The organism is Bradyrhizobium cosmicum (genome assembly GCF_007290395.2).
GTDB lineage: Bacteria > Pseudomonadota > Alphaproteobacteria > Rhizobiales > Xanthobacteraceae > Bradyrhizobium > Bradyrhizobium cosmicum.
On the sequence record NZ_CP041656.2, the window covers coordinates 2,014,143 to 2,038,209 of the forward strand.

The 24,067-nt window shown below is 64.9% G+C and carries 25 protein-coding genes; 14 read left to right on the forward strand and 11 right to left on the reverse strand.

What is annotated here, in order from left to right; genetic code table 11:
- Positions 1–13: 13 nt before the first annotated feature.
- Positions 14–178: a hypothetical protein gene (locus FNV92_RS09460; protein ID WP_168213219.1), complete on the forward strand. Its 165-nt coding sequence runs from the start codon at positions 14–16 to the stop codon at positions 176–178.
- A gap of 129 nt (positions 179–307) precedes the next feature.
- Here the strand turns inward: FNV92_RS09460 and FNV92_RS09465 are convergent, their stop codons facing one another.
- From FNV92_RS09465 to FNV92_RS09475, 3 genes are all read right to left on the reverse strand, one after another.
- The gene (locus tag FNV92_RS09465; RefSeq protein WP_041748130.1) at positions 308–613 is read right to left on the reverse strand and encodes a hypothetical protein; all 306 of its coding nucleotides are present in this window, start codon (positions 611–613) and stop codon (positions 308–310) included.
- 125 nt (positions 614–738) lie between these two features.
- Positions 739–1,011 carry a hypothetical protein gene (locus FNV92_RS09470; RefSeq protein ID WP_143841205.1) on the reverse strand — a complete coding sequence of 91 codons (273 nt, stop codon included), beginning with the start codon at positions 1,009–1,011 and terminating at the stop codon, positions 739–741.
- Positions 1,012–1,141: 130 nt separating this feature from the next.
- Positions 1,142–3,832: a flavin-containing monooxygenase gene (locus tag FNV92_RS09475; protein ID WP_143841204.1), complete on the reverse strand. Its 2,691-nt coding sequence runs from the start codon at positions 3,830–3,832 to the stop codon at positions 1,142–1,144.
- Between the two features lie 188 nt (positions 3,833–4,020).
- On the opposite strand from FNV92_RS09475, the gene FNV92_RS09480 reads away from it, so the two are divergent.
- Together FNV92_RS09480 and FNV92_RS09485 are read left to right on the forward strand one after the other, a co-directional pair.
- Positions 4,021–4,266, forward strand: coding sequence for a hypothetical protein (locus tag FNV92_RS09480; RefSeq protein WP_015684415.1), 246 nt, complete (start codon positions 4,021–4,023; stop codon positions 4,264–4,266).
- Positions 4,267–4,346: 80 nt separating this feature from the next.
- A complete protein-coding gene (locus FNV92_RS09485) occupies positions 4,347–5,819 on the forward strand; it encodes a carboxylesterase/lipase family protein (protein ID WP_143841203.1) in 1,473 nt (490 codons plus the stop codon).
- 7 nt (positions 5,820–5,826) lie between these two features.
- Here FNV92_RS09485 and FNV92_RS09490 read toward each other — a convergent pair whose 3' ends face one another.
- Positions 5,827–6,006 carry a hypothetical protein gene (locus FNV92_RS09490; protein WP_015684417.1) on the reverse strand — a complete coding sequence of 60 codons (180 nt, stop codon included), beginning with the start codon at positions 6,004–6,006 and terminating at the stop codon, positions 5,827–5,829.
- Between the two features lie 157 nt (positions 6,007–6,163).
- Here FNV92_RS09490 and FNV92_RS09495 point away from each other — a divergent pair, with 157 nt between their 5' ends.
- Positions 6,164–6,958 (forward strand): DODA-type extradiol aromatic ring-opening family dioxygenase, encoded by a 795-nt coding sequence (locus tag FNV92_RS09495; RefSeq protein ID WP_143841202.1) that lies wholly within the window; start codon positions 6,164–6,166, stop codon positions 6,956–6,958.
- A gap of 191 nt (positions 6,959–7,149) precedes the next feature.
- Here FNV92_RS09495 and FNV92_RS09500 read toward each other — a convergent pair whose 3' ends face one another.
- From FNV92_RS09500 to glgC, 3 genes are read right to left on the reverse strand one after another with little or no spacing between them, the layout of a single operon-like run.
- Positions 7,150–7,410 carry a SemiSWEET transporter gene (locus FNV92_RS09500; RefSeq protein WP_015684419.1) on the reverse strand — a complete coding sequence of 87 codons (261 nt, stop codon included), beginning with the start codon at positions 7,408–7,410 and terminating at the stop codon, positions 7,150–7,152.
- A gap of 29 nt (positions 7,411–7,439) precedes the next feature.
- The gene (gene glgA / locus FNV92_RS09505; RefSeq protein WP_143841201.1) at positions 7,440–8,897 is read right to left on the reverse strand and encodes a glycogen synthase GlgA; all 1,458 of its coding nucleotides are present in this window, start codon (positions 8,895–8,897) and stop codon (positions 7,440–7,442) included.
- Positions 8,894–10,156 (reverse strand): glucose-1-phosphate adenylyltransferase, encoded by a 1,263-nt coding sequence (gene glgC / locus FNV92_RS09510; RefSeq protein WP_143841200.1) that lies wholly within the window; start codon positions 10,154–10,156, stop codon positions 8,894–8,896. The genes glgA and glgC overlap by 4 nt, the downstream gene beginning before the upstream one ends.
- A gap of 390 nt (positions 10,157–10,546) precedes the next feature.
- On the opposite strand from glgC, the gene FNV92_RS09515 reads away from it, so the two are divergent.
- Positions 10,547–10,996 carry a hypothetical protein gene (locus FNV92_RS09515; RefSeq protein WP_015684422.1) on the forward strand — a complete coding sequence of 150 codons (450 nt, stop codon included), beginning with the start codon at positions 10,547–10,549 and terminating at the stop codon, positions 10,994–10,996.
- A 126-nt stretch (positions 10,997–11,122) separates the two neighbouring features.
- Here the strand turns inward: FNV92_RS09515 and FNV92_RS09520 are convergent, their stop codons facing one another.
- Positions 11,123–12,103 carry an ABC transporter substrate-binding protein gene (locus tag FNV92_RS09520; RefSeq protein ID WP_143841199.1) on the reverse strand — a complete coding sequence of 327 codons (981 nt, stop codon included), beginning with the start codon at positions 12,101–12,103 and terminating at the stop codon, positions 11,123–11,125.
- A 476-nt stretch (positions 12,104–12,579) separates the two neighbouring features.
- On the opposite strand from FNV92_RS09520, the gene FNV92_RS09525 reads away from it, so the two are divergent.
- From FNV92_RS09525 to FNV92_RS09555, 7 genes are all read left to right on the forward strand, one after another.
- Positions 12,580–13,680 carry an ABC transporter substrate-binding protein gene (locus FNV92_RS09525; protein ID WP_143841198.1) on the forward strand — a complete coding sequence of 367 codons (1,101 nt, stop codon included), beginning with the start codon at positions 12,580–12,582 and terminating at the stop codon, positions 13,678–13,680.
- Positions 13,658–14,680, forward strand: coding sequence for an ABC transporter permease (locus tag FNV92_RS09530; protein WP_143841197.1), 1,023 nt, complete (start codon positions 13,658–13,660; stop codon positions 14,678–14,680). Before FNV92_RS09525 ends, FNV92_RS09530 begins: the two co-directional genes overlap by 23 nt.
- Complete coding sequence (locus FNV92_RS09535; RefSeq protein WP_143841196.1) at positions 14,674–15,474, forward strand: ABC transporter ATP-binding protein; 801 nt, start codon at positions 14,674–14,676, stop codon at positions 15,472–15,474. Before FNV92_RS09530 ends, FNV92_RS09535 begins: the two co-directional genes overlap by 7 nt.
- Positions 15,468–16,640: an acyl-CoA dehydrogenase family protein gene (locus FNV92_RS09540; RefSeq protein ID WP_143841195.1), complete on the forward strand. Its 1,173-nt coding sequence runs from the start codon at positions 15,468–15,470 to the stop codon at positions 16,638–16,640. The genes FNV92_RS09535 and FNV92_RS09540 overlap by 7 nt, the downstream gene beginning before the upstream one ends.
- Before the next feature lie 21 nt (positions 16,641–16,661).
- Entirely contained in the window at positions 16,662–17,762 is a 1,101-nt protein-coding gene (locus FNV92_RS09545) for an LLM class flavin-dependent oxidoreductase (protein ID WP_143841194.1), read from the forward strand.
- Complete coding sequence (locus FNV92_RS09550) at positions 17,759–18,697, forward strand: ABC transporter substrate-binding protein (RefSeq protein ID WP_143841193.1); 939 nt, start codon at positions 17,759–17,761, stop codon at positions 18,695–18,697. Before FNV92_RS09545 ends, FNV92_RS09550 begins: the two co-directional genes overlap by 4 nt.
- A 325-nt stretch (positions 18,698–19,022) precedes the next feature.
- Positions 19,023–19,868, forward strand: coding sequence for a CmcJ/NvfI family oxidoreductase (locus FNV92_RS09555; RefSeq protein ID WP_143841192.1), 846 nt, complete (start codon positions 19,023–19,025; stop codon positions 19,866–19,868).
- 78 nt (positions 19,869–19,946) lie between these two features.
- On the opposite strand, the gene FNV92_RS09560 is transcribed toward FNV92_RS09555, so the two are convergent.
- Positions 19,947–20,222 (reverse strand): hypothetical protein, encoded by a 276-nt coding sequence (locus FNV92_RS09560; protein ID WP_143841191.1) that lies wholly within the window; start codon positions 20,220–20,222, stop codon positions 19,947–19,949.
- 245 nt (positions 20,223–20,467) lie between these two features.
- Here FNV92_RS09560 and FNV92_RS09565 point away from each other — a divergent pair, with 245 nt between their 5' ends.
- Both FNV92_RS09565 and FNV92_RS09570 read left to right on the forward strand, forming a co-directional pair.
- Positions 20,468–20,779 carry a septal ring lytic transglycosylase RlpA family protein gene (locus tag FNV92_RS09565; protein ID WP_143841190.1) on the forward strand — a complete coding sequence of 104 codons (312 nt, stop codon included), beginning with the start codon at positions 20,468–20,470 and terminating at the stop codon, positions 20,777–20,779.
- 48 nt (positions 20,780–20,827) lie between these two features.
- On the forward strand, positions 20,828–21,997 hold the full coding sequence (locus FNV92_RS09570) for a Gfo/Idh/MocA family protein (protein WP_143841189.1): 1,170 nt from the start codon (positions 20,828–20,830) through the stop codon (positions 21,995–21,997).
- Between the two features lie 156 nt (positions 21,998–22,153).
- Here FNV92_RS09570 and FNV92_RS09575 read toward each other — a convergent pair whose 3' ends face one another.
- Positions 22,154–22,339 carry a hypothetical protein gene (locus FNV92_RS09575; RefSeq protein ID WP_168213218.1) on the reverse strand — a complete coding sequence of 62 codons (186 nt, stop codon included), beginning with the start codon at positions 22,337–22,339 and terminating at the stop codon, positions 22,154–22,156.
- 354 nt (positions 22,340–22,693) lie between these two features.
- A complete protein-coding gene (locus FNV92_RS09580; protein WP_143841187.1) occupies positions 22,694–24,004 on the reverse strand; it encodes an ABC transporter substrate-binding protein in 1,311 nt (436 codons plus the stop codon).
- Between the last annotated feature and the right edge of the window lie 63 nt (positions 24,005–24,067).

The window sequence follows — 24,067 nt, forward strand, 5'->3', positions numbered from 1 at the left end:
AACCATGCTCTGAGTGCATTCCCCCTCGCTTCCAGGCGCGGAACTTCTCTCCTTTTTCTGCGTCATGAATATGATTGAAGAGGAGGAAGTCATGGGCTTTGGAAAAGGTGCTTTGCTTTGGATGCTTGGTGTGCCGCTGCCGATCGTTCTGCTGCTGGCATTGTTCTGGCATCACTAGAGCATGATCCGGAAAAGCGTTAAGCGGTTTCCCGATAAGATCATGCCCAAACGATAGTGTTGCCACACGAAAAGCGCCGCGGAAGCGGCGCTTTTTTGTTGCCTGCGCTTTATGGCGAACGACGCGCGATCAGGTGTGGTTCTGGACGAAATCGCTGAGGTAGTCGGGCAGGGCCACGCCGTCGATGTCGCAACGCGCCCGGATCTCGCCCGCGACATCGGTCGAGATATCCCTGGTCCAGTGCTCGAGCGTGTTGAACGAGATCACCTTGATCGGATCGTTGAAGCAGCCGGCGACGAGCTCACCGATCGTGGCTTCGAGATCGCTGCGCTCGATGCGAATTTCGTTGGCCTTGCCGAGGCGATCAATCACCACGAACAGGGTCTGGTCTGCGCCATAGGGCACGACCGGGGTTGGCACGCCAGCTCCAAGCATCTCAGACACTCACGCTTTGGCTTCCGATCCCGGTTAACGGGAAGAACCTGACGAAGGTTCCAGCCGAAGTCGGAAAGCAGGTGAGAAGCTTGTCGCCTGTGCGCACCCAGCGTCCGGCCACGCTGTCAGAGAAATTCTCTTAATCGCGATAGCTCGGTGACGTGCTCTGATGAGAGGATGTCCGTGACCAGAGGCGGCTGCGCCGCGGTGTGGATTTCATAGAGATGCCTGGTCGTCGCCGGCTTTTCCATGAAGGCCGAGATGCACTGGTCGAGCGTGCCCTGGCTGACCTGGTAGGGCTCCCGGTCCGGCTGGCGCTGGTTCGCTAGCGACGGCCATTTATGCAGGACCGCGAGCGCACCGAAATCGACCTTTGAATCCGTCACCATGTTACCCATCGCAACGCCTCACGCAAAAAGAACCCCAGCACGCACACTCACGAGCCGGGGCTCACAACCTCATTGCATCTCAATGCCACGAGCGCCTAACGCGGCTGCCGGGAAAAGGTTCCCGGCAGCCTGTTCGTCCTCAGCTCGCGGCCGCCGCGATTCTGTGCCCCGGGCTGGGTTGACCCTGGCTGTACTCGTCATCGCGACTGATCTCCGGCGGAAGCCCGGCGAAGCGCCGCAAGGCTTGCGCCATCTGCACTCGGCCCGGCACGCCGGTGATCACCACGTCCACCATCGCAAAGGACGAGTGGAAATGACCGCGCGCCTTGAGCTGCTCGACCGGGACGCCCGCGGCGGCCATGGCCTCGGCATAGGCGATGCCCTCGTCGCGTAGCGGATCGAACTCGCTGGTGACCACGAAAGCGGGCGGCAGGCCCGAGACCTTGCCGCGCAGCGGCGAGGCGCGCGGATCGGTGCGGTCGGCCGGCGAGCAGTACAGATCCCAGAACCAGTACATCAGCGAACGCGTCAGGAAATAGCCGGTCGCATTGTCGTTGTAGGAGGGACGATCGAAGCTGCAGTCGGTGACGGGGCACACCAGCAACTGGCCCGCGATCTGCGGCCCGCCGCGGTCGCGCGCGAGCTGACAGGTGACGGCGGCGACGTTGCCGCCTGCGCTCCAGCCGGCGACCAGCACCGGGCCCGGCTTGCCGCCGAGCTCGGTGGCATGCTCGGCGATCCAGCGCGTCGCCGCATAGCCGTCCTCGGCCGCCGCCGGGAAACGATGCTCCGGCGCGTGACGATAGCCGACGCTGACGAACATCATGCCGGTCCGCCGCACCATGTCGCGGCAGAACGGCTCGTCCGACTGCTCGTCGCCGAGCACCCAGCCGCCGCCGTGGAAATAGACCACGACCGGATGCGGTCCTGATATCGCAGGCTTGTAGACGCGATAGGGCAGCGGTCCGTCGGGGCCCGGCAGCGTGCCGTCGACGATCTCGCCGATCGGCCGTCCGGCGGGACGGCCCTTGTTGAACTCATTGACGAAGGCACACGCGCCTTGCGCACCCATCGACTCGATCGGCGGCAGGTTCAGCGACGCGAGCAGGTTCAGCACCAGCCGCACATCAGGCTGCAGACGCACGATTTCGCCGTCATTGCATTGCGCGGCGACGTTCGGGCCTGTCAGCCTGAAGCCGAGCATGCCACGGCTGGTGACCTCGTCGCAGATGCTGCGATAGGGACCGACGCCGCCGGTGTAGGGCATCAGCCCCTGCACCTTGCCGGGCACGTTGGCGCCCGTGTACCAGGTGTTGGCGAGCCGGTGCAGCGTCACCATCGAGCAGTCGGCCATGTGCCTGTTCCAGCCGGCCTGCGCCGTCGCGGTCGGCTCGATCGTGGTGAAGCCGGCGTCGCGCAGTGCGGCAAGGCGATCGACGACCCAGTCGACGTGCTGCTCGATCGACACCGCCATGTTCGACAGCACCGACGGGCTGCCGGGGCCGGTGATCATGAAGAAGTTCGGGAAGCCCTCGACCGTGAGCCCGAGATAGGTCTGCGGCCCCTGCGCCCAGACGTCGGTGAGCGACCTGCCGCCGCGTCCCGTGATCGGATGCACGGCGCGGATCGCGCCGGTCATGGCGTCGAAGCCGGTGGCGAACACGATGATGTCGACGTCGACGTTGCGCCTGGCCGTCGTGATGCCGCTCGCGGTGATCGCCTTGATCGGCTCCTGCCGCAGATTGACCAGCGTGACGTTCGGCCGGTTGTAGGTGGCGTAGTAGTTGGTGTCGAGGCAGGGACGCTTGGCGCCGAACGGATGGTCGTCCGGCATCAGCGCCGCAGCAGTCTCGGGATCCTTGACGGCAGCGCGGATCTTCTCGCGGATCAGGTCCTGGACGATCCTGTTGCCGTCGACATCGACCGCCTGGTCGGCCCAGAGCTGCGTCAGGATGTGGACGAGGTCGCCGGCGGCCCAGGCGCGCTCGAACCGCTCACGACGCTCGGCATCGCTCAATTGCCAGCTCACGACCGTCTGCTGCGGATAGGGCACGCCGGCCATCGATTGTCGCGCCTGCTCGCGATAGGCGGCGCGGTCGCTCTCGAACAGCTCCTTGCGATCGGCAGGGGGCGGGCCGTTATGCGCGGGCAGCGCGAAATTCGGCGTGCGCTGGAACACGGTGAGATGCGCGGCCTGCTCGGCGATCAGCGGGATCGACTGGATCGCCGACGAGCCTGTGCCAATCACGGCGACCCGTTTCCCCGCCAGATTGACGCCGTCATGCGGCCAGCGGCCGGTGAAATAGACCTCGCCCTTGAAATCCTTGACGCCGTCGATTTCCGGCGGCTTTGGCGCGGAGAGGCAACCCGTGGCCATGATGTAATGGCGGCAGGAGACCGGCGGGCCGTTGTCGGTGATGAGCTGCCAGCGCTCGGTCTTCTCGTCCCATCTGGCTTCGGTCACCTTGGTCTTGAAGCGGATGTCGCGGCGCAAATCGTAGCGGTCGGCGACGAAGCCGAGATAGCGCAGGATCTCGGGCTGGGCCGCGTATTTCTCCGACCAGGTCCATGCCGTGTCGAGTTCCGGATCGAAAGTGTAGCTGTAGTCGATGGTCTGGATATCGCAGCGCGCGCCCGGATAACGGTTCCAGTACCACGTGCCGCCGACATCGCCGGCCTCATCTAGCGCGACCGCGGTGAACCCGGCCTTGCGCAGGCGATGCAGAAGATAGAGGCCGGAAAATCCGGCGCCGACCACGGCGACGTCGACCTGTTGGGCTGTTCCATTCGCCGTGCTGGACTCACGTGCGGCGACCATTGCGTCAGACATGGCATTCCTCCCGTGCTTTTGTTTTGCCGGCAGGCTAGCGCTGCAGGCTCGGCTTGTCATCAGAGCAGGTGCAATCTTCGGTAGTCGTTTGCGGCGCGATCGTGACCGCGCGAAGGTTGCGGCGATACACGCAGTGCGATGCACAACGCCGTGATAGTCCGGTCTAATCAGACCACATCGGTCTGTGTATGCTTGCGGCTACAAGCCACGCGTGCCCGGGCGTCATGACAGAGTTGAGTGAGCGAACCAAAGCGAACATGGACGTCGTCCTGGAGGAGACGTGCCGCCAGCTGCCGCACGGCGGCGATCATGACAGCCGCAGATTCATTGCCGAGCGGCTGATCGAAGCGGCGCAGTCCGGCCGCTCCACCCTCGGCGAACTCGGCATCGTCGCGCGCCGCGCGCTGGCGGAGATCATCGGCAAGGGCGGCTAGGTCTGCGGGAGCGCTTGCCTCGCCTCGGTCCGCGGACGTAACCTGCTCGGGAACCTTTCCGCGCATCGGGATCTCCCAGGATGCGGTCGCTGTTTGCATTCCTTGCGGCCTTCTCCCTGCTCTGCGGTGACGGTGCGGCCGTCGCGCAGGCGGTCGGGCAGTTTCCATTCGCATTGACGCGTGAAGGCCAGATGCTCGGCGCGGTCGAGGGCGAGGTGGCGTCCTTCAAGGGACTGGCCTACGCCGCTCCGCCGGTCGGCGCGTTGCGCTGGCGTCCGCCGCAGCCGACGGCCGAGAACTCGGAGATGCGCACCGCCTACGAGTATGGCGCGCCGTGTCTTCAGCCGTCGCTGCCGGGCGCCAGCGAGGATTGCCTTACGCTGAATGTGTTCCGTCCCTTCGGGGTCGACGGCCCGCTGCCGGTGATGGTGTTCATCCATGGCGGCGCCTTCGTCAGAGGCACGGCGAACGATCCGGTGTTCGACGGCGCCAAGCTGGCGCAGGCCGGGCTCATCGTGGTCACCGTGAACTATCGCCTCGGCGTGCTTGGCTGGCTTGCCGATCCGGCGCTGTCGGATGGCGGCTCCGGCAATTACGGCCTGATGGACCAGATCGCGGCGCTGCAATGGGTGCATGACAACATCGCGGCCTTTGGGGGCGATCCCGGCAACGTCACCCTGTTCGGCAGCGGCGCCGGCGCCACGTCGATCGCGCTGCTGATGCTGTGTGCGCAGTCGCGCGATCTGTTTCAGAAAGCCATTCTGCAATCGATACCCGGTCGTGCGCGGCTGCGCCCGGCGCAGGAGGCGGAGGCTATGGGGCGGCACTTCGTCGCCATGCTTGGGGAGCCCGCCGACTTGCGCGCCGTCGAGACGTCGCGGCTCCTTGCTGCCGAAAACCGTCTGCTCGACGAATCGCCGCGCAGCGTCGCCCCGGCGATCGATGGACGTCTGGTGACCGCGGACGTTGCCGCCGGCTTTGCGGCCGGACACGAAAGCCGGATTCCTGTGATCATTGGCTCGAACGACGATGAGACCGGCTTTGACGGCGAGCTCGACATCAAGGCGGCGCTGGCGTCTTCGGGCGAGAGTATCGACGAGCTGCGCAGGCTCTATCCGGGCCTTGCCAGTCCTTCGGACCTCGCGGCGAGGTTCTACACGGACAAGGTGTTTTCCGAGCCGGCGCGACTGCTGGCTCGCCTGCATGCCGCAACCGGCGCAGCCGTCTTTCGCTATCGCTTCGCCTACGTGCCCGAGGCCCGGCGGAAAAATCCCGACGAAGGGCACGGGCGCGAGTTGCAGTTCATCTTTGGCGTGGAAGGCGTGCCCGGTGCGGGCCTGCTCTCGCGAGGCGATCGCGAGGTCGCACGCCGCATGCGCGCCTACTGGACCAATTTCGCGCGGACGGGCGATCCGAACGGTCCGGACCTGCCGCGTTGGGACAGGGCCGCAGACCGCGATCGGCTGCTGCTGGTCACGAACGATGGCATCGCGAGCGGAGACGACCCCTGGTCGGAGCGTCTCGACCGGCTCGCAGGTGGGAGCAGAAAATGAGTTGGACTTAAGCCGCGAGCTCGACGCGCGGCGCCAGGCTCAGCCGGTCTTCTTCCAGATGGTCGATCGCGCCGTCCTTCTCGACGGCATAGAACTGCTGGCCTTCCCGGGACCTGTAGGCGGCGCGAACGACGCCGCGGCGGCCCTTGTCACTGTTGACGACGTCCCCCAGCGCAAACTTCTTCATCTCACGTCTCGCTTGTCTTCAGGCCGACTCCTTCGGCCATGGCCGGATTGTGGGCGGCAAATCGTTAACGACTTGCTAACCATGCCGGGTTGCCTATGCTCCCGCCGATCGCGTGGTTGCACCACGCGCATGTCGTCCTTGAAGCGAGCCTGCAGCCATGACCCGATTACCGACTCTCTTCTTGTCGCATGGCGGCGGTCCCTGGCCGTTCATGGAGGATCGGCGCGTGCAATATGCCAGGACCGCCGCGGAGTTCGGCCGGCTGCCGCAGCTTCTCCCCGAGAAGCCCAAGGCTGTGCTCGTCATCACCGGCCATTGGGAGGCCGAGGCCTTCACGGTGTCGACCTCGGCGCATCCGCCGATGGTGTACGACTATTACGGTTTCCCCGAGCATACCTATCACCTCAAATATCCGGCGCCGGGCAAGCCCGAGCTCGCAGCTATAGTGAAGGCGCTGCTCATGGGTGTGGGCCTCGATTGTCGTGAGGATGCCAACCAGGGTTTCGATCACGGCACCTTCGTGCCGCTCGGCCTGATGTATCCGAACGCCGACATGCCGATCGTGCTGCTGTCGCTGAAGTCGAGTTACGATGCGGCCGAGCACATCAAGGTCGGGCAGGCGATCGCGTCGCTGCGCAACGAGGGCATCCTGATCGTCGGCAGCGGGCTCACCTATCACAACATGCGCGGCTTCGGACGGGCGGAGTCAAAACCCGTCTCGTATGATTTCGAGGCCTATCTGAACGAGGCGATCAGCAATCCGGATGCGGCGCGGCGCAACGCGATGCTGGTCGACTGGGAGAAAGCGCCGAGCGCGCGTCTTGCGCATCCGCGCGAGGACCATCTGCTGCCGCTGATGGTGGCCGCCGGTGCCGCCGGCAGCGATGTTGGTAAACGCGTCTTCGTCGACGAGGTCGCGAATGTGGCGATGGCGTCGTATGTGTTTGGGTGACGATCGTTCTTCGCCTCTCCCCGCTTGCGGGGCCGCGACGAGCTTCGCTCGCGCTGAGAGGGTTGGGGTGAGGGGGAGTCTCCGCGAGGAAGGTGAGAGTCGGATTCGCGGAGAGTCCCCCTCACCCGGAATCCGCGCCTACAGCGCGCATTCCGGCCTCTCCCCGCACGCGGGGAGAGGCGAAGAAAGCCTCACCCGTATTTCAGCTTCATGAACAGGATCCCGCCGGCGAGCAGCATGGTGATGGCGTTGGCGGCGACCAGCGGCGCGTCGCCGCTGAGCAGGCCGTAGATCAGCCACAGCGCGAGGCCCAGCACCATGATCAGGAACATGCCGAGCGAGATGTCGCGCGCCGAGCGGGTCTTCCACACCTTGATGGCCTGCGGCGCGTAGGCGATGGTGGTGCAGGTGGCGGCGGCAAAGCCGATCAGCTTGATCGCGAATGGGTCCATGCCGGCTTTATAACATGGATTCGACAGCCTCAGCCCCGTCGCGCGATGAGATCGCGATAGAGCGCGGCATAGTCGCCGGCGCGGTTGCGCCAGGAGACGTCGGTGGCAAGGCCGCTCAATTGCAGCCGGCGCCAGGCCCCCTTGTTGCGGAAGGCGGCGTTGGCCTTGCGCAGCGCGCCGGAGAGAGCATCCGCGGTGACGGGGGTGAACTTGAAACCGGTGGCGTCCCGGTCCGATGCGTCGGCCTCGCCGATATCGATGATGGTGTCTTCGAGACCGCCGACACGGGACACGATCGGCACGGCCGCATAACGCAGCGCGCAGAGCTGGGTTAGGCCGCACGGCTCGAAGCGCGACGGCACGATGAGCGCGTCCGAGCCGGCCTGGATCAGATGCGCCAGGATTTCGTCATAGCCGATCACGACTCCGATCCGCCCGGGGTTGGCACGGGCGACGGCCTGATAGCGATCCTGCAGATCGCGGTCGCCGCTGCCGAGCAGGGCGAGCTGCATGCCTTCTCCCAGGATCGTGGGAACGGTCTCGAGCAGAAGGTCCAGACCCTTCTGCCAGGACAGGCGGCTGATGACGCCGAGCAGCGGCGCCTCGTCCGAGCAATCGAGATTGAACTGCTGCTGAAGCACGGCCTTGTTCGCGGCCCGGAACGTCAGGTCGTTCGTGCCGAAGCGGTAGGCGATGTGCGGATCGGTTTGCGGATTCCACACCTCGGTGTCGATGCCATTGAGGATGCCGCTCAGCACACCGGCGCGCTCGCGCAGCAGCCCGCCGAATCCCATGCCGCCTTCGTCGCTCTGGATCTCCCGCGCGTAGGTCGGCGATACCGTGGTGATGCGATCGGCGAGTTGCAGTCCTGCCTTGAGGAAGCTGATGCCGCCGAAATATTCGAGGCCGTGGACATCGAACGTGGCATCCCGGGGCAGGCCGATCGCGCTTGCCAGATCGCGGTCGAACTTGCCTTGATAGGCCATGTTGTGAATGGTCATCACGGTGCCGGGGCGCGGGCGACCGTCATAGTGCAGATAGGCCGGCGCGAGCCCGGCCTGCCAGTCGTGGGCGTGCACGATGTCGGGCACGAAGGCAGGCACGAGGCCATGGCCGATATCGGCCGCGATCCGCGACAGCGCGGCGAAGCGCAGGCCGTTGTCGGGCCAGTCGGTGCCTTCCGGGGTGACGTAGGGATTGCCCGGCCGCGCATAGAGATGCGGCACATCAAGCACGAACAGATCGAGCCCGTCATGCGAGCCGGCGAGCAGGCGTCCCGGTCCGCCGAAATAATCCGGCCAGCGCCGGATTTCGTCGGCGCCGGCAAGCCGGCGCATCACGTCGGGATAGCCCGGCATCAGCGTGCGCATCTCGACGCCGTGCGCCTTCAGCGCCAGCGGCAGCGCGCCGGCGACATCCGCGAGGCCGCCGGTCTTGACGATGGGGTAGACTTCGGAGGCGACCGCGAGGACGCGAACAGGCGTCATGTATTGAGCCTGTCGATCATCGGCTGGGTGATGAGCGAGATGCCCTGCTCGGTGGTGCGGAAGCGCTTTGCGTCGAGTTCGGGATCCTCCCCGACGACGAGCCCCTCGGGGATCTCGACGCCGCGGTCGATCACGACGTTCTTCAGCCGCGCACCGCGGCCGACGTTGACGTAGGGCATGATGACCGCGTTCTCGACATTGCCGTAGGAATTGATGCGCACGCCGGTGAACAGCAGCGAGCGACGCAGCGATGCGCCGGAAATGATGCAGCCGCCGGAGACCAGCGAGCTCACGGCGTAACCGCGCCGGCTCTCCTCGTCATGGACGAATTTGGCGGGCGGCGTGATCTCCGAATAGGACCAGATCGGCCAGGCGCGGTCGAACAAATCGAGTTCCGGAACGACGTCGGTGAGGTCGATATTCGCGGCCCAATAGGCGTCGACCGTTCCGACGTCGCGCCAGTAGGAGCGCGGTTCGGTCCCGGTCCGCACGCAGGAGGTCGAGAACTGGTGAGCGATGGCCCGGCCGTTCTTGACGATGTAGGGAATGATGTCCTTGCCGAAATCGTGGTTCGAGTTCGGATCCTCGGCGTCGCGCTTCAGCTCGTCGAACAGAAATTTCGCGTCGAACACGTAGATGCCCATGCTGGCGAGCGAGACGTCGGGCTTGCCCGGCATCGGCGGCGGATCGGTGGGCTTCTCGAGGAACTCCTGGATCCAGCCGTTCTCGTCGATATGCATGATGCCGAAACCGGAGGATTCCGCACGCGGCATCTCGAGGCAGCCCACCGTGACGTCGGCGCCGCTCTCGACGTGCTGCCGCAACATCACCTCGTAGTCCATCTTGTAGATGTGGTCGCCGGCGAGCACCACGATGAAGCGGCAGGCATGCGCCTCGATGATATCGATGTTCTGGTAGATGGCATCGGCCGTGCCGACATACCACATGTTCTCCGACACGCGCTGGCTTGCCGGCAGGATGTCGAAGCTCTCGTTGCGCTCGGGGCGGAAGAAGTTCCAGCCCATCTGGAGATGCCGGATCAGACTGTGCGCCTTGTATTGTGTCGCGACCGCGATACGGCGGATGCCTGAGTTCACCGCGTTCGACAGCGCAAAATCGATGATGCGGGACTTGCCACCGAAATAGACCGCGGGCTTGGCGCGCCGGTCGGTCAGCTCCAGCAGCCGACTGCCGCGGCCGCCAGCCAGGACGAAGGCAAGGGCCTGGCGGGCGAGCGGCTCATTTCCGGCGGCACTCATGTTCATCCTCCCACACTCTGGCGCAAGCCAAATTCCGGCGTAAGCCAAGGCCTTCACGAGACGCCCCGGCCGCGCACCATTGGAACCGATAGTAACGATACGAATAGTAAATCGGGAAGGTGCTTGTTGGTTGCGAACGCACGGGAAGCTTAATGCTTTGTCGTGGTCGCGCTGCCCCCGGGCTTCGTCGTGCCGGTGTCACATCCGGGAAGCGTGAGGGGCTGCTTGACCACAATTGAGGCAAGCGTGATTTGAAACGTAATTGGCTCTCTTTGTGCGCCGCACGCAATGGGCGGCTTTGACTTTCGGAGGCTTTGATTTGGCGCAAGGATGCCCGATCATGGCCCTGCGATGCTTTTTCAAGTCAAACGTCAGACAGGGAGCAAGATGATGAGGTTCTGGACAACGGCAATTGCCTGTTCGCTGGCGAGCGCGGTGATGGCCGGCCAAATCGAGCAGGCGGTGGCCGCCCCGCTGCCGACCAACGTCGCGACCATGAAGGCCGCCGTCGGCGACGATGTCACGCAGGTGCATTGGCGCGGGCGGGGTTGGGGATGGGGCGGCGGAGGCCTCCTCGCCGGCGCGATCATCGGCGGGGCCATCGCCAGCAGCGCGCCTTATGGTTACTATGGCGGCGGCCCGTATTACGGCGGCTATGGTTATGGGCCGGGCTATGGCTATGGTTATGCGCCGGCTTATTACGGCTATGGGCCGAGCTATGGTTATGCTCCGTACTACGCGCGTCCCCGCTACTACGGTTATCGGGTCTATCGCCCCTATTACGGCCCTCGCTACGGCTACTACCGGCCGTACCGGGCCTATCATCGCGGATATTGGTGACGGTGTTGCCGAGCTAGAGCGAGAGCCACACGATCAGGCTCATGCAGGCAAAATGCGTGAGCACGATCGCGGCGAGATGTAGCGGGCCGGCCTTGAGGCAAGGCCTGTACATCCCGCCGCTCCGCGCTAGTTCGATCCCGCGGCCGCAGCGGTGAAGCTGCGGTCGACGGCTTTGCTGACGTCGAGCGTCTTCGGCAGGATGCCGTAACGCGTCGCGCGGTCGGACGCTTCCTGCACTTCCTTCACGACTTTCTCGTCGATCACGATCGGGCTGGTGCGCTGTGCGGTGTAGGCCGACAGCAGCACGTCTTCCGGCAGCTTGGTCAGCTCGGCCGTGCTCCTGGCGTATTCACTGATGTGATCGAGCGACCACAGCCGTGCCTTGTTCAGCCTTTGCAACAAATCTTGCACCGCCGCGCGCTTGGTGGCGATGGCATTGTCGGTCGCGACGATGAAGGTGATGGTCGGCGTCAGGCCTTCACCGTCCGCGATCACGCGGGCCTTGTCCTTCAGCGTCGCGAACGAGATGTAGGGCTCCCACACCGCCCAGGCGTCGATCGAGCCGGCCACCAGCGCGACCTTGGCATCGACCGGGCCGAGCGGAGCGAAGGTCGCGTCTTCCAGTCTGATCTGCGCTTTCTCCAGCGTCGCGTCGATCAGGAACTGGCCCCAGCCGCCGCGCGTGCCGGCGAGACGTTTGCCCTTGAGATCGGCGGCCGACTTGATCGGCGAATCCTGGCGCACGAGAATCGCCTGCGTCTTTGCATCCGACTTGGTGCCGCCGATCGCCTTGATCGACGCTCCGGCCGCGTAAACCGAGAGGAACGAGAGATCGCCGGTATAGCCGACGTCGAGCGCACCGGCGTTGAGAGCTTCCAGGATCGGAGCAGCCGCCGGAAATTCCGACCATTCGATCCTGTAGGGCAGGTCCTTCGCGTAGCCGGAGATTTCGAGCAGCGAGCGGTTGCCGCCTTTCTGGTCGCCGACGCGCAGCACGACGGCGTCGGCAGCGAAGGAGGCTGCAGCGGTCGACAGCGTGATGGCGGCGGCGAGCAGCGATGCGGCGAGCCGGCGGGTGATGGGATGGTCGTGGGAATTGATGCTCATGTGATCTGACTTGTTGTCTGGCTCACGACGCGTGAGCGAACGATGCAGCGGACGATCAAGTCTATGATCGCGCACTCTGCAGTCAATGAAATGGCCGACCGTATTGCGTGCGCGATCGGCAAGGACGTTTCAGAGAACGTCCTGTTTTGAGAACGCGGCGTGTGCCTGCGCATCATGGCGCGACTCTTGATGCAAAGAGGGAGTCGCGGCGCAGCTTTGCAGCATGATGCATCAGCGGAAATCGTTTCATCGTTCCCGCATGCGCTGATGGAGAGAATGACCCCGCTTCGCGTCACATTCGAAATTCCATTTCATTGACGATGCGGCGGGCGCGCCGCATGATTTGCGCATCGCATCAAGGGTGGCGCGGTGAGCGCCGGCGGAAAATATTCTTTCAACGCAGCTCCGAACGGAACATGCGCAACGCGAAGCGTTGCGCCAATGGCGGAGCTGTTCCAGCGCAGGAGTGGGGACTGATGAGCAACGGCAACAAACGCGGTGGGTCACATCTCGACCGTCGCCATCTGCTTCAGGCGGGGCTTGCCGCGGCCTTTGCCGCGCCGCTCGGCGCGCTGGGCGCGCAGGCATTTGCGCCGCAGGCGATCGCGCCGGGCGTCGACCTCTCGGAATTTCCGCTGTGCCGCACGGCGGCGGGCGGCCCCGCGCTCACCGGCGCGCCGCGCAAGCTGAAATTGTCGTGGAATGCCGGCGCGGTCTGCCTCACGCCGCTTCCCGTCGCCATCGAGCACGGCTTCTTCCAGAAGCAGAATCTCGACGTCGAGCTCATCAACTATTCCGGTTCGACCGATCAACTGCTCGAGGCGATCGCCACCGGCAAGAGCGACGCCGGCCTCGGCATGGCACTGCGCTGGCTGAAGCCGCTGGAGCAGGGCTTTGACGTCAAGATCGCTGCCGGCACCCATGGCGGCTGCATGCGCGTGCTGACCCGCACCAATTCCGGCGTCGACAAGCTCGCCGATCTCAAGGGCAAGATCGTCGCGGTCGGCGATCTCGGCGGTCCCGACAAGAACTTCTTCTCGATCCAGCTCTCCAAGCTCGGTATCGATCCCATCAAGGATGTCGACTGGCGCGCCTATCCGGGCAATCTGCTCGACGTCGCGGTCCAGAAGGGCGAGGTGCAGGCCTTCCTGGCCTCCGATCCGCTCGCCTATCTCTGGCTGAAGGATACCCAGTACAAGGAAGTCGCTTCCAATCTCGACGGCGAATATCGCGACAAGAGCTGCTGCATCGTCGGCCTGCGCGGCAGCCTCGTGCGCGAGGAGCCGCAGGTCGCGCGTGCGCTCACGCAGGCGCTGCTCGACGCCGCCATGTTCACGTCGCAGAATCCGTCCGTCGCGGCGAAGGCGTTCCAGCCCTACGCGCCCAAGGCGGCGACCATCGCCGACATCGAGGGCATGGTGCGCTACCACACCCACCATCATCATCCCGTCGGCGAGGTGCTGAAGCGCGAGCTCAAGTCCTATGCCGACGATCTCAAGAGCGTGCAGGTCTTCAAGCAGAGCACCGATACGGCCAAATTCGCGGAGCGCATCTATGTCGACGTATTCGCTGTCTGACGGTCTCGCGTCCGGCGCACCGCGCCTTTCGCGCGCGCCATGGCTTGCGGGTTGGCTCCGGGACTCCGGAGTTGGCGTGCTCGCCAGCGTCGTCTGGATCGCCTTCGGCCTGTCCTGCCTGTGGTGGGAGGATGTCGGCGACTGGTCGCGCACGCATTCGCTCGGCATCGCCGCCTTCGTCATCGCTGCGATCGCCTTATTCGGAACCGTCGGCGCCGACTATCTCGGTTCGGCAGGCCGTGGTCTGCGCCAGCGCGCGCCATGGCTCGTGGCGCTCGGTGCATTGCTGACGCTGTGGGAGCTCGCCACCGCGAAGTTTGCGTGGCTGCCGCTGCCGTTCTTTCCGCCGCCGCAGTCGATCATCGAGGTCTATACCGACGATCTGCCAAAGCTGCTCGACAGCGTCTTTGCCTCGGTCAAGCTTCAGCTCGGCGGCTATCTGATCGGCGCGACGGTCGGCTTCCTCACCGGCGTTTCGATCGGCTGGTCGCGCGCGGTCGGCTATTGGGTGCATCCGGTGCTGCGCTTCATCGGCCCGCTGCCGGCGACGGCCTGGCTGCCGATCGCCTTCTTCACGTTCCCGTCGAGCTGGAGCGCCTCGACCTTCCTGATCGCACTGGCGACCGGCTTCCCGGTCACGGTGCTGACCTGGTCGGGCGTGGCGAGCGTCAGCAACGCCTATTGCGACGTCGCGCGCACGCTTGGCGCCAAGCCGTCGTTCCTGGTGCTGAAGGTGGCGATCCCCGCCGCACTGCCGCACGTCTTCGTCGGCCTGTTCATGGGCCTCGGCTCGTCCTTCGCCGTGCTCGTCGTCGCCGAGATGATCGGGGTCAAGGCCGGTCTCGGCTGGTACCTGCAATGGGCGCAGGGCTGGGCGGCCTACGCCAACATGTATGCGGCGCTGATCGTGATGTCGCTGCTCTGCTCCGGCGCGATCACGCTGCTGTTTTCGGTCCGCGACCGCCTGCTGGTCTGGCAGAAGGGAACCGTGAAATGGTAGCAGCAGCCGCACTGGCCGAGATCGCCACGCATCCCGCCGCCGGCGCCGCGCTCGACATCGAGCAGGTCAGCCACGCCTTCGACATCGACGGCGCCGAGCTGCCTGTTCTCAGCGACGTCAGCCTCTCGGTCGAGCCGGGTGAATTCGTCGCGCTGCTCGGCCCGTCCGGCTGCGGCAAGTCGACCTTGCTGCGGCTCGTCGCCGGCCTGGACAAGCCCAAGGCCGGAACGTTGCGCGAGGACGAGGCGCGCATCACCCGGCCGCATCCCTCGCGCGTCGTCGTGTTCCAGGATCCGACGCTGTTTCCCTGGCGTTCGGTCTGGGACAACGTCGCGCTGGGGCTGGAAGCGCAGGGCATACTCAAGAGCCAGCGGCACCGCGTCGATGCCGCGCTCGATCTCGTCGGGCTGTCGTCGTTCCGCAACGCCTATCCGCATCAGCTCTCCGGCGGCATGGCGCAGCGTGTCGCACTGGCGCGGGCACTGGTCAACGATCCCAAGATCCTCATCCTCGACGAGCCGCTGGGAAAACTGGACTCGCTCACCCGCATCACCATGCAGGCCGAGCTCGTCTCGCTCTGGCAGCGCAAGGGCTTTACCACGCTGCTGGTGACGCATGATGCCGAGGAAGCGCTGGTGCTCGCCAACCGCGTCATCGTCTTCAGCGATCGTCCGGCGCGCGTGAAGGCCGACATCCGCGTCGATCGTCCCTATCCGCGCCATCGCGGCGATCCCTATCTGGCCGATCTTCGCCGCCAGATTCTCGGCCTGTTGGGATTGGATGCCACATGGTGACGTCCGTAGCCAAAGGGCTCGCCGCCCGTAGCGAGCCCGACTACATCGCGCGCGCCGAGGCGCTGGCCGAAGGCTTTGCCGCGCGTGCGGCCGAACACGACCGAACCGGCAGCTTTGCCTTCGAGAACTTTCGCGAGTTGTCCGAGGCGGGCCTGCTGTCGCTGACGGTGCCGGCCGTTCATGGCGGGGCCGGCGCCGGCGCACGCTATGCCGCGCGGGTGATCGGCATCATCGGCAAGGCCGATCCATCGACGGCGCTGGTGCTGGCGATGCACTACATCAACCATCTGGTGATGGGGCGAAGCCCGACCTGGCCGGCGAAGCTGGCACGCAAGCTCGCGCGCGAGACGGTTGAAGGCGTCGCGCTGGTCAACGCGCTGCGCGTCGAGCCTGAACTCGGCTCGCCATCGCGCGGGGGCCTGCCGGCGACGATCGCGCGGCGCACCGAGACCGGCTGGCGCCTGACCGGTCACAAGATCTATTCGACGGGCTCGCCGATCCTGAAATGGTATCTGGTCTGGGCGCGCACGGACGAGGCCGAGCCCCGCGTCGGACTGTTCCTGGTGCCGGCGGGCCTGCCGGGCACCCGCATCGTCGAGACCTGGGATCATCACGGCCTGCGCGCCAGCGGCAGCCATGACGTCACCTTCGACGACGTCGTGATCCCGCTCGACGCCGAGGTCGATGTCCGCAAGCCGCAGGAGTGGCGTGCGCCCGACATTGCGCAGGCGACGGTCCACACGGTGTTCGTCGCCGCGATCTATGACGGCATCGCCCGTGCCGCGCGCGACTGGCTGATCTCGTTCCTGAACCAACGCGTGCCCGCCAGCCTTGGCGCGCCGCTGGCAACCCTGCCGCGCGCGCAGGAGATCCTCGGTGCCATCGAGGCCAGGCTCGCGGTCAATGCGCGGCTGATCGAGACCTTCGCCCGCGATTTCGACGACGGGGTCGATCCCTCCACCGGCGAATCCAACGCCATCAAGCTCACGGTGACCAACAACGCCGTCGCCGTGGTCGAGGATGCGCTGTCGCTCACCGGCAATCACGGCCTGTCCCGCACCAATCCGCTGGAGCGGCACTATCGCGACGTGCTGTGCGGCCGCGTGCACACGCCGCAGGACGATGCCACGCGCACCGGTCTCGGCCGCGCGGCGCTCGGAATTTAGGTCATCATCAGGGAGACGATCATGTCGATCGAGTTCATCGGCTTCATCAGCAACAACAATTCGTCGGAAACCATCGTTCGGGATGGTCCTATCCTCGACCCCACCCACATCGAGACGGTGGCAAAGGCGCACGAGAACGCCGGCTTCGATCGCGCGCTGCTGGCGTTTCATTCGACCACGCCGGACAGCCTCCAGGTCGCCCAGCACGTCCTCAACGCGACCTCCCGCCTCAACGTGCTGATCGCGCAGCGGCCGGGCTTCACGGCGCCGACGCTGCTGGCGCGCCAGTTCGCCGTGCTCGACCAGTTTTCCCGCGGCAGGGTCGCGCTGCACGTCATCACCGGCGGCAACGCCACCGAGCTGCGGCAGGACGGCAACACGCTGGACGACAAGGACGAGCGCTATGCGCGTACGTCCGAGTTTCTGGACGTGGTCCGTCTGGAATGGACCAGCGACAAGCCGTTCACCTACAAGGGCAAGTACTATCAGGTCGAGAACGGCTTCTCGCAGGTGAAGCCGTATCGTCCCGAAGGCATCCGCATCTATTTCGGCGGCGCCTCGGATGCGGCCATCGATGCTGCCGGCCGGCACGCCGACACCTTCGCGCTGTGGGGCGAATCCTACGCGCAGGTGCGGGACATCACCTCCCGCGTCCACAACGCCGCGATCCGGCAGGGCCGGCCGACGCCGCGCTTCAGCCTCTCGGTGCGCCCGATCATCGCGCCGACCGAAAAGCAGGCCTGGGAGAAGGCGGAGGAGATCCTGGCCCGCGCCACCGCGCTGCAGGACAAGACCGGCTATCGCAAGCCTGCCGACGGCCATGCTACCGCCGGCGCGCGCCGCCTGCTCGCGCTCGCCGACCAGGGCAGCCGCATCGACAAGCGGCTGTGGACCGAGATCGCCAAGCTCACCGGCGCCAACAGCAACACCACCGCGCTGGTCGGTACGCCCGAGCAGGTCGCGGAGGTCTTCGGCGACTATTACGAACTCGGCATCAGCCACTTCCTGATCCGCGGCTTCGATCCCCTGATCGACGCCATCGAGTACGGTCGCGAGCTGATCCCGCTGACGCGCGAGCTGGTCGCCAAGCGTCAGGCCGTTCGCGGCGAGGCTGCGGAATGATCCGCCTGATGCTGGCCGGCGCGCTGCTGTTCGGTTCTGTTGAACTCGCGGCAGCGCAGACAACGCTCCGGGTCGGCGACCAGAAGGGCAATGCGCAGGCCGTGATGGAAGCGGCCGGCGTGCTCAAGGACGTGCCGTACAAGATCGAGTGGAAGGAGTTTCCGGCGGCCGCGCCATTGCTCGAGGCGCTCAGCGCCGGCGCGATCGAGACCGGGCTCGTGGGCGATGCGCCGTTCACCTTCGCCGCCGCCTCCGGCGCGCCGGTGAAGGCGATCGCTGCGATCCGCCAGACGCGTGAAGGGCTCGCGATCCTCGTGCCGGAGAATTCGCCGATCAGGAGTTTCGCCGATTTGCGGGCTAAGAAAATCGCGACCGGCCGCGGTTCGATCGGCCATCAGCTGATCCTGGCGGCACTCGAGAAGAACGGCTGGAGCGCGAGCGACATGCAGATCGCTTTCCTCGCGCCGTCCGATGCCAAGATCGCCTACACGCAAGGGTCTGTCGATGCCTGGTCGACCTGGGAGCCCTATGTCAGCCAGGAAGAGGTGCTGTTCAAATCGCGCCGCGTCATCAGCTCGGAAGGCCTGACACCGGGCCTGAGCTTTCAGGTAGCGCGACCCGATGCCATCCGCGACAAGCGCGCCGAGCTGACAGACTTCATCCGGCGCCTGACCGCGGCGCGAGCCTGGTCGCTGAGCAATGTCGACAGCTATGCCGCAACCTGGGGCAAGCTGATGAACATCCCGACGGCCGTTCCGCTGAGCTGGCTGTCGCGCGCAAAAATTCGTATTGCGCCGATCGACGACGGCGTGGTTGCGGATGAGCAGAGCACGATCGACCTCTATTTCCGCTGGGGCCTGATTAAGCAGAAGCTCGATGCGGCGGAGATCGTGGATCGTTCGTTTGCGGATGCGATTGCGAAGGCGGGATTGTAATGACGGCGTGTCCCGGACGCGCTGCAGCGCGCAACGCTGCTGCGCAGAGCCGGGACCCATGTCACACGGAATGCTCTCGGTTAGATGGGCCCCGGCTCAGCCGTGCACCACTTCGTGATGCGCTGCGTCCGGGGCACGAGACCTCGCGAGTGCTCAAGCATCCGTGAAGCGCGGAGATCACGTTCCAGCGCGATCTCCATTCTCGAAACATTCCTTCTGCATTCGCCACTCCCGACAACACCCGCATTGCTATTTGCCTCGCACCTCTTGCACCACGCTGTTCCCCCGCAAAAATCAAACGAACGACCTCATCGGGAGACCGGCCATGGGCCTGCAAGAAACAAAAATCGAATCGCTTCCCTTCGTCACCGCCGAACTCAACTATCTCGCGCCCGTTTCGGGCAAGCCACGCACTTATGCGTTCGATCCGCCGCCGGGCGAGCCCAAGAGCACGTCGCTGCCGGAGCCGCATCAGGTGCCGATCTTCGATGCGCGGTTGATCGCCAACAACATCTCGCTCGACCGCGAGGGCTTTGCGCTGGTGCGCCATCCGACGCGGGTCAAGAACTTCTATGACGACGCGGAGGTGAGGGCGGCCTATTATCCCGCGGTCGAGGCGTTCCTGCGCGCGACGCTGAAGGCCGACCGCGTCTTCATCTTCGATCACACGGTGCGCAAGCGTGTCGAGGGCGCCGCTGATATCCGCGACGGCGGCCCGCGGCAGCCCGCGACGCGCGTCCATGTCGACCAGACCGCCGTCTCCGGCGCCAACCGCGTGCGCGAGCATCTGCCTGACGAGGCCGAGGAGCTGCTGAAGGGCCGCGTGCAGGTGATCAATCTGTGGCGGCCGATCCGCGGACCGTTGCGCGATTCACCGCTCGCGATGGCTGACGGCACCAGTGTTGCGCCCGATGATCTCGTTGCCTCCGACCTGATCTATCCCAACCGTCGCGGCGAGACCTATTCGGTGAAATACAATCCGAACCACCGCTGGTTCTATTTCCCCGAGATGACACCGGACGAGGCGCTGCTGCTCAAGTGCTACGATTCCGCAACCGACGGCCGCACACGGTTTGGGCCGCACACGGCCTTCGTCGATCCGACCACACCGGCGGACGCTGCGCCGCGCGAGAGCATCGAAGTGCGGACGCTGGTGTTCCACAAGCGCTGAGGCGCTTTCGGCCGTGTCGGGCCTGGCAACCCGACACGGCGGCAATCTGTCTGCTCAGGTAAGTTTCGGCCTCATCCGTCATCGACAGACATAGGTTCCGTTAATAAGCACGCGAACGCATCCGGTGCCGACTGCCGCCGCGCCAACGGCTGCGCCGCCTACGACCGCACGTCGTGTGGTGCGACGCGCAACGCCGGCCACGCTGACAGGTGTCAGGGGACGTCCGACCCTGGCATCTGCGCTGCTGACCGACACCGCGAATCCTTCGGTCGGCGACCACTCAAATGAACCTGATAGTCCAAGGCCGGCTATCAATGCAGCCAGTAGCAGCATTGTCGGCTTGCGATATGTCATGCTGACCTCCCGTCGTTTCAGAATGAGAGGTCATCAGCCCATGGCTGGACCTCGAGACCATTGATCAGGATCAACAGATCAGTCGGCGCCAGAGCCGCGAAAGTGCGGCGGTGTGTTGCCGCTACCGATATCCAAAGCCGTAACAATGAGTGATGGAACTGCGGGGGGAGCGCCCGGCAGTTCCTGGAACTCTGGGGAACAGAGAGACGTTTTCTGGCGGGGCAGGGCGAACCGGGAGCGGTGCCTTGCGAGCGCAAACCACATTATTGGCCTGTCTTACGACTTCATCTCTCGCATTCATCTCCGTTGCCAACGCTGAGAGCGGGCTTGCCTCATATTACGGATATGGAAAGGCCGGCAAAGGCGAGCTGACCTGCGCTCACCGCACGCGCCCGTTCCGCAGCGTGCTCACGGTGTCCTGGAGCGGTCGCACGATCCAGTGCCGCGTCAATGATCGCGGCCCCTTCATCCGAGGGCGCATCGTCGATCTGTCCGTGCCGGCCGCCCGTGCACTCGGCATGATGAGCGCTGGCGTGGTGCGGGTCTCGGTGGAATAGGACTGCCGTCACGCTATAGTGCCGCCCAATGCATGGGTGAGGGGTGCTATGGCTAGGATTCGGGTGGGACTCGTCGGCTGCGGCTTCGTGTCGGAGCTGCACATGTATGCGTTCCGGCGCGTCTATGGCGTTGACGTCGAAGTCGCGGCGGTTGCCGCGCGCGGTGATCGTGTCGTCGCGTTCGCAAGCCATCACGGAATTCCGCGCGTCTATCGCAGTCTTGTCGAGCTGATCGCGGACCGCGAGCTCGACGTCATCGACATCTGCACGCCGCCCAACCTCCACGCCGGAATGATCGTCGCAGCCATGCAGGCCGGCAAGCATGTGATCTGCGAGAAGCCGTTCGCGGGCTATTTCGGCCGTGAGGGTGACCGGCAGCCAATCGGCAAGCACGTGCCGAAGGCGTTGATGTATGAGCGCGTGCTGGAAGAGATGGACGCCACCCGCGCCGCGATCGAACGCACCGGACAACTCTTCATGTATGCCGAGGACTGGATCTACGCGCCCGCGGTGACCAAGACCGCGGAGATCATCAAGGCGACGAAGGACAAGATCCTGTTCATGAAGGGCGAGGAGAGCCATTCCGGCTCGCACGCGGCGCATGCGGCGCAATGGGCGATGACCGGGGGCGGCTCGCTGATCCGCATGGGCTGCCATCCGCTCTCGGCGGTGCTCTATCTCAAGCAGGTCGAGGCGAGGGCGCGCGGCGAGACCATCCGCGTCGCCAGCGTCACCGGGGATGTCGGTAACGTCACCGCCTGCCTGAAGCCTGAAGAGCGCAGCTACATCAAGGCCAATCCGGTCGACGTCGAGGATTGGGGCACGCTCAGCGCGACTTTCTCGGACGGCACCAAGGCGACCGTGTTTTCCGGCGACATGATCATGGGTGGCGTGCGCAATCTGATCGAGACCTATACGTCCGGCGGCTCGCTATTCGCCAACATCACCCCAAACACGCATCTGATGAGCTACCAGACCAGCGAGGAGAAACTCGCCGGCGTCTACATCACCGAGAAGGTCGACCGCAAGACCGGATGGCAATATGTCTGCCTCGAGGAGGAATGGACGCGCGGCTATCTGCAGGAGATCCAGGATTTCATGGAATGCGCCGCGACCGGGCGGCAACCGCTGTCCGACCTCGCGCTGGCCTATGAGACGATCAAGGTGAACTACGCCGGCTATTGGGCGGCGGAGGAGGGACGGCGGGTGGTGCTTTAGCGAGCTTCTGCCTACCAGGCCCCGACGGCTATCATGACAGCAATGGTCATGCACGAGAGGCAGGCAATCGATGCCGTATAGAATTCGGGCGTATTCAATGTTGCCTCCTGAAAAAGTGCCGCCTTTCCAAAATGCGGCTGCCGCGAGGAGACCCAACTACCTGACGCGCTTCAACTCTGCTTCGTCGCGGGGGTCCATGTCGCCAGCACGCTCCGGATCGCATGCATCGTCGGCCTGCTGGAACAGCTCAGGATGTTTGCCCGTGAGCAGAAGCTGCTTGCGCATTTCAGCAAGGCGGGCGCGGCAGAATTCCTTGTAGAGCAATTCGAATATGGCGGGCATTGGCACCCCCATCGTTGGAATTCACGTTGTGAAAATTCCGATCCCCGCTGGGCGGCTCATCATACGAGCCCCTTTACCGACGCTGGCGATCCACTGGCTGATCGGCTTGTACGCCCGAAAATGCAGCAGGGCTGATCATCTAGATCACACTGTAGAAGGCTTTTGTTTCAATCAGACTTCGTCCCGCAACCTGCGCGCGCTCCTTCGTGGTCGAAGTTCCAACCACAGCGTGAAAAGGCTTACCGGAGGATGCAAGTGTAAATCCGGCTGCAACGCGATTGGCGCCGGCTCTGCAGGGACGGCGACTTACCCTCCACCGGAGGGTAAGCAAGCGCGCTGTGACGCGTTCGGCCATCACGCCCCGTAAGTCGATCCCTTCGGCAGCGGAAACACCGGGTCCTGTGTGCGGATGTTGGTCGGCCACACCACCGAGATGTGCTCGCCGGCGTTCTGCATCACCACCGGGGTCGAGCGCTCGTTCTGGCCGGACATCGGCGTGCCCGGCGGGAAGAACTTGACGCCATAGCCCTGGATGGTGCCGCCGGCGGGAATGTCGACGTCGAGTGCGGCCTTGCGAATCGCCTCGGGCTCGAAGCTGCCGTACTTCTCCCTGGCGACCGGCAGCACGTTGTTGAGCAGCAGCCAGGTCTGGTTGAAACCCATCGAGCAGTGCGGCGGCACGTCGGTGGCGCCGGTCTTGGCCTGGTAGCGCGAGACCATGGTCTTGGTGAGGTCGCCGATGCCCGGCGCGAGCTTGGCCGGATCGAGCAGCTGCGCCGGCACCGGATCGATGTTGCAGAAATTGTCGATGTCGGGGCCGAAGGTGGCGCGCAGCTTGTCGAGCTGGCTGTAGCCGGCGCCGGCGCCGAACAACATCTTGAAGCGCAATCCGCTCTCGCGCGCCTGGCGCAGGAACAGGGTGATATCGGGGTTGTAGCCGGCATGCGAGATCACATCGACCTTGGCCCGCTTGAGCTTGGTCACGAGCACCGAGAGGTCGGGCGCGGACGCCGAATAACCCTCGCGCATCACCACCTGGATGCCGGCCTGCTTGGCATAGGCTTCGTCGGCCGCGGCGACGCCGACGCCATAGGGGCCGTCCTCGTGGATCAGCGCGACCTTGACCTCGCCCGGCTCCATGCCGAGTTTTGTCTTTGCGTGTTCGGCGATGAAGCCGGCAAAGGCCTGGCCATATTGGTCGGAATGGATCTGCGCGCGAAACACGTATTGCAGGTTCTTGTCCTTGAACACGGCGGTCGAGACCGCGGTCGTGATCCAGAGGATCTTCTTCTGCTGCTCGACCTTCGCCGCCATCGGCACCGCATGCGCGCTGGAATAGACGCCGTTGATGATGTCGATCTTTTCCTGGTTGATCAGCCGCTCGGCCTCGTTGATGGCGACGTCGGCCTTGCTCTGCGAGTCCGCGGCGACAGGGACAATTTTGGTCTTGCCGCCGATGCCGCCCTTCTCGTTGACGAGGTCGATGGCGATCTGCGCGCCAACCGAGGAGGCGACCGAGCCGCCGGCGGCGAAGGGGCCGGTGAGGTCGTAGATCAGGCCGATGCGCAATGTCTCGGCTTGGGCCTGGGCCCGTGTCCAATCGAGGCTGAGTGCAGCGGCGGCAGCCGCCGAGCTCTTCAGCAGCTGCCTGCGTGAAGTCGGCATCCTATCCTCCCTCAAAACCGTCTGTTGATCGTCCGGTTATTTTTTTGCGAAGTATGGGGAGCG